Genomic DNA, 4,769 nt, shown 5'->3' with positions numbered 1-4,769 from the left:
ATTACCATCCAGGATTCTGTCCGGCTGCAAGATCAGGATTCTTTTCACATTCTGATTGTGGGAATGGCCATAGATAATCTCTTTCTGCAACTACACGTGTGTAATAAGCTTTGTAAGCAGCAATACCATATACAGGACCTGCCAGAGTCTCAAGAAGTTTCCATCTCTTCATGTCGCTGAAGCTATGACCTTCTGCCGCCAATTCTACTGCACGTTCGTGACGCAGGCGGGCGAATACTTCTTCCTGTGTATTGGCAGCTAAATCAGGATTACCGCTATTGATACCAGGCATTTCTACACCTTTTCTTGCTCGTACCATATTGATATATTTCACAGCATTTTCTTTGTCAAATCCTGACTCTGAGAAAATATAACATTCGGCCAACATCAGATACACATCTGCCAGACGGATAAGTGGGAAGTTGATAGGAGTATCAGCACGGTTGTTTATACCTCCGTCCATATCGTTCTCAGCAACAAACTTACGGAATGGATAGTACTCATAGTTTCCGTTTACACGGATGAATCCGTTTGTCTCATTACAGATACCGGTTTTCTTAGTCATTACGAATTCAGTATCTTTAGCCTTGTTGCTTACCCAACCTTTAAAATGAGTGTAAGGTAGTATTACCGTTGCAGCCATTCTAGGGTCGCGGTTTTCATACATGTTCAGCAATTCCTGTCTGTGTGGAGTGTACTGATCAATTTTCTTGTAGTCACTGGTAAGTGTTGAATAGAATATTTCTTCCCTCATAGGGTAAGTATCGTTGTTTACATCATTGTATGTTGGAAATCCGTTCCATCCGTATTCAGCTTCGGGATCAGTCCAGCTGAATTTTGAACCGTTTTTCCATTCATACGAGTCTACCAGATTTACAGAAGCCATTACATTGTTCCAGCAGCTTCCGAATGCGGCTCTTGTACCCATATAGAATGTGGTTGGCATACCGAAATCCTGTCCAATACCACCAATATTCTGTATTGCAAAAATCATTTCGCTGCTTTCATCACCACCGGGTTTGAAAAGGTTTGAATAAGGATCTTCACCTTCTTCATACAGTTTATACTTTCCTATATATTTTGAGTCAGGTGTTTCACCAATCAATTCCTTGAAACATTCTTTTGCCTCATCATATCTTTTCGCATAAAGAAGTACTTTTCCTTTAAGTGCAAGTGCGGCTCCTGAAGTAGCTCTTCCTTTATTTACGTCGTCCCATTCCAAAGGCAAGTACTTTATACCCTCTTCAAGGTCTTCCAATATGAATTTTCTTACAGTTTCAATATCACTCTTTGGCTTGAGCATATTCATGAAATCGTTTGCAACGACAGTTGTTTCATCGTAGATAGGAACTCCACCCCAGAAATCCATAAGAGTAAAGTAATATAATGCACGCATGAACTTTGCTTCAGCCTTATACTGACTTGTCAGCTCTGGTGTCATATTACAATTGTCTATATTCTGCAAAACGATGTTGGCACGTGCGATTCCCTCATAAAGTTTCTGGAATTTATTGTTTACAAAACCTTCTGTACTTGTATATGTACCTCTGGCGATAGTTGCGTATGAAGCAGGGTCGTAACCGCTACCAACACCTCCAAGGCAATCAAAACCAAACTGTCTGCCAAATACATCGTCGTCTTTCATCAGGGCATACACACCCATCATAGCCTGATCGGCATGTTTCTGGCTCTGGAAGAATGTACCGGAACTTAATTGATCTTCAGGATAAACATCCAAATCATAACATCCTGTTGTGAATGTCAACGAAGCAGCCAAAACTGCAATTAATTTATATTTTTTCATAATGATAAATCATAATTGGTTATAAAATACTATGTTAGAAAGATACATTAATACCTACTACCACATTTTTCATGGCCGGATATCCCAAAGTTCCTCCCAATTCAGGATCAAATCCTCTAAAGGAAGTAAATGTGAAGAAATTCTCCATACTTCCGTAAACACGGATACGTTCAAGAGAAGTTTTCTCTACGATTGATTTAGGCAAAGTGTATCCTAACTGTATGTTACGTATTTTCAGGAATGAAAGATCTTGCAGATAGAAATCACTCATCTGTTTGTTCTTTGTATTAGAATATTCAAGCAGTCTAGGATATTTGGCTGGAGTTGTTCTTCCTTCGTACCAGCGTCCTTCAACCACTTCTTTATTCATTTGATAACCATAGCGTACAGAAGCTGTGTTTGCCAAATCATGCTGCCAGTAAGTCTTGGCTCCTGCCTGACCCTGAAAGAGAATTGAGAAATCAAATCCTTTGTAAGAGGCATTCATGTTAAGACCGAACTGGAACTTAGGGTTAGGACCATCGCTTACTATTTCTCTATCATCCAGATTTATCAAACCGTCGCCGTTAGTATCCTTGTACAGGAAGTCACCTTTTTCAGGCTTGCCTGAAGAGAAGATTTCATTATCAGTAATGTCATTACCATATATCTGTTTGGCATTGTCAATGATTTGCTGTACTAATGCCAAATCTTCATCAGTCTGGATAATACGGTCTACTCTCAAAAGGTATTGTGAATTAATGGAATGTCCTTCCCAGATTACATTTGCTCCACTAATGCTCATACCACCTTTGTCTTTTCCTTTAAACTTGTTTACAATATTCTTCACATATGTAAAGTTACCGTTGATTCCGTATGAGAAATCACCTACCTTGTCCTGCCATCCTAAAGTAAATTCCACACCCTGGTTGGTTACGATTGCACTGTTCTGCTTTGGAATATCTGCAGATCCGTGTACCAAAGGAGCCGGAAGGTTGATAAGGATATCCTTAGTGCGTTTGTGGAAATAGTCAACAGTTCCTGTAAATCTGTTGTTGAAGAATCCGAAGTCAAGACCAACGTTTGTCATATAAGTTGATTCCCAAGTAAGGTTCGGATTGGCAAGTCTTGTCTGTATAAGACCCTGAACCAACAGGTTGTTCAATGCATAGTTACTGTCTTTGATAGCGTATGTAGCAAGTGCGTCATAGTTTCCTACAGAGTTGTTACCTAATGAACCGTAAGAAACTCTGAGCTTCAAGTTGCTGAGTCCTTTGTCCATTGCATCTTTCATGAATTCTTCCTGGTCAATTCTCCATGCAAACGAACCTGAAGGGAAGTAACCTGTTCTCTTATTAGAGAGGAATCGTGAAGACTGGTCGGCACGAAGGTTTAATTCGAGCAGATATTTGTTATTCCAGTCAAGGTTTACACGTCCGAAGAAAGAACGCATAGCCCATTCGCTGCTTGAACCTGATGCGCTTGCATCTCCTGTAGCTCCGTTTATCACCCACAGACTGTAGTCAATAAGGTCATATTTACTTGCCTGGAAGTTGTGAGAGTAGTATTTTTCCTGGCTGGCACCAATCATGGCATTCAGTCCTAACTGGTCATTCACAAAACGGTTTTCATATCTGGCTACAACATCATTGAAATAGCGCTGTGTTTTACCGTCGTAATTCATGATGCTTGATTTGCCTTCTGTAGTACGTGTTATAACATCGTCTCTGAAGTTCCACTGTTCCAAAATTACAGGTTTGCGTTTTCTTTCTTCATCAACGAATTCGTATGAATAAGAACCTGTGATGCTGAATCCTTCGAATGGCTTTATTGTACCTACAAAACGTGTTCTCATGTTGTGTTTTGCTATGTTACCAGCCATATTGTTTAGTCGAACCAATGGGTTGTTTACGGCACTCTGTGCATCATCTTCAGGGTTGTTCATTGCACCGTATCTTCCGTCTGGAGCACGGAATACCATACCCGGTGTTGTAGCCGATGCATAAGTAAATACATCATCTACAGCTGTACCACTGCTGGTATATTTTGCGGCCGGATCCATGTTTGAAACATATCCGTTTATGTAAGCTCCTAATGTCAGCCAAGATCTGACGTCAGCTGTAACATTGAGTCGTCCGCTATATTTTTCAAATCCTGTGTTATCCATTACTCCAGGATTGTTTTCATATCCGAAAGAAGAATAGAATTTAACTTTTTCACTACCTCCGCTCATAGAGATCACATGATTGTGAGATACAGAATTCTTGAATGTATCATCCATGAAGTTTGAGTTAGGATAGCGCAAAGGGTCTTTTCCTTCATTGTCTCTCCATTCCTGAATTACACTGGAAGAGAACTTCTCATTCATATTTGAATTTCTGTATCCTTCATTGATATATTCCATGTAGTCCGCATAATTTGATACAGGATCCATAGAACTAGGAATAGTAGGAGATGTAAATGACACGTATCCGTTGTAATCAAGTTTTACTTTACCTGATTTACCCTGTTTTGTAGTAATCAAGATGACACCGTTTGCTGCACGGGAACCGTAGATTGCAGAAGAAGCGGCATCTTTCAGGACAGTCATTGATTCAATATCTTGTGGATTGACTGTGTTTATACCGGCTTCTGCTCCATCAATGATAACAAGAGGGGATGAATCATTAAGTGTACCTTGACCACGCACCTTGATAGATGCATTATCATTACCAGGCTGATTGCTGGACATCTGTACGTTAACTCCGGCTGCAAGACCCGCAAGTGCATGTGATACGTTAGTGATAGGACGGCTTTCTGTCAGTTCGCTTACATTAATTGTAGAAAGAGATCCTGACAAGTTCACCTTCTTTTGTGTACCGTATCCCACAACAACAACTTCTTCCAAAGTCTTAGAGTCTTCTTTAAGGTTAACAGTTATATCGTTTGTAGTAGAAGTAACCTTAATTTCCTGAGTATTGAAACCAATGTAGGAAATCTGAAGTAC

At 40.1% G+C, this 4,769-nt stretch carries 2 protein-coding genes; both read right to left on the bottom strand.

The window, feature by feature from the left end:
* Position 1 precedes the first annotated feature (1 nt).
* Positions 2 to 1,804 (bottom strand): RagB/SusD family nutrient uptake outer membrane protein, encoded by a 1,803-nt coding sequence (locus Q0486_RS05330; protein WP_299230949.1) that lies wholly within the window; start codon positions 1,802 to 1,804, stop codon positions 2 to 4.
* Positions 1,805 to 1,838: 34 nt separating this feature from the next.
* The coding region (locus Q0486_RS05325) for a TonB-dependent receptor (protein WP_299230947.1) at positions 1,839 to 4,769 on the bottom strand (2,931 nt) is incomplete at its 5' end.

The sequence above is a fragment of the uncultured Bacteroides sp. genome (assembly GCF_937912035.1).
In the GTDB taxonomy this organism is placed as follows: domain Bacteria; phylum Bacteroidota; class Bacteroidia; order Bacteroidales; family Bacteroidaceae; genus Phocaeicola.
The sequence above is the reverse complement of the archived record's forward strand: the minus strand, read 5'-3'. Positions and strand labels throughout refer to the sequence as shown.

What these genes read in the sequence shown, in the direction of transcription:
- Q0486_RS05330 (WP_299230949.1), bottom strand. Translation starts at nt 1,804, where the DNA reads ATGAAAAAATATAAATTAATTGCAGTTTTGGCTGCTTCGTTGACATTC.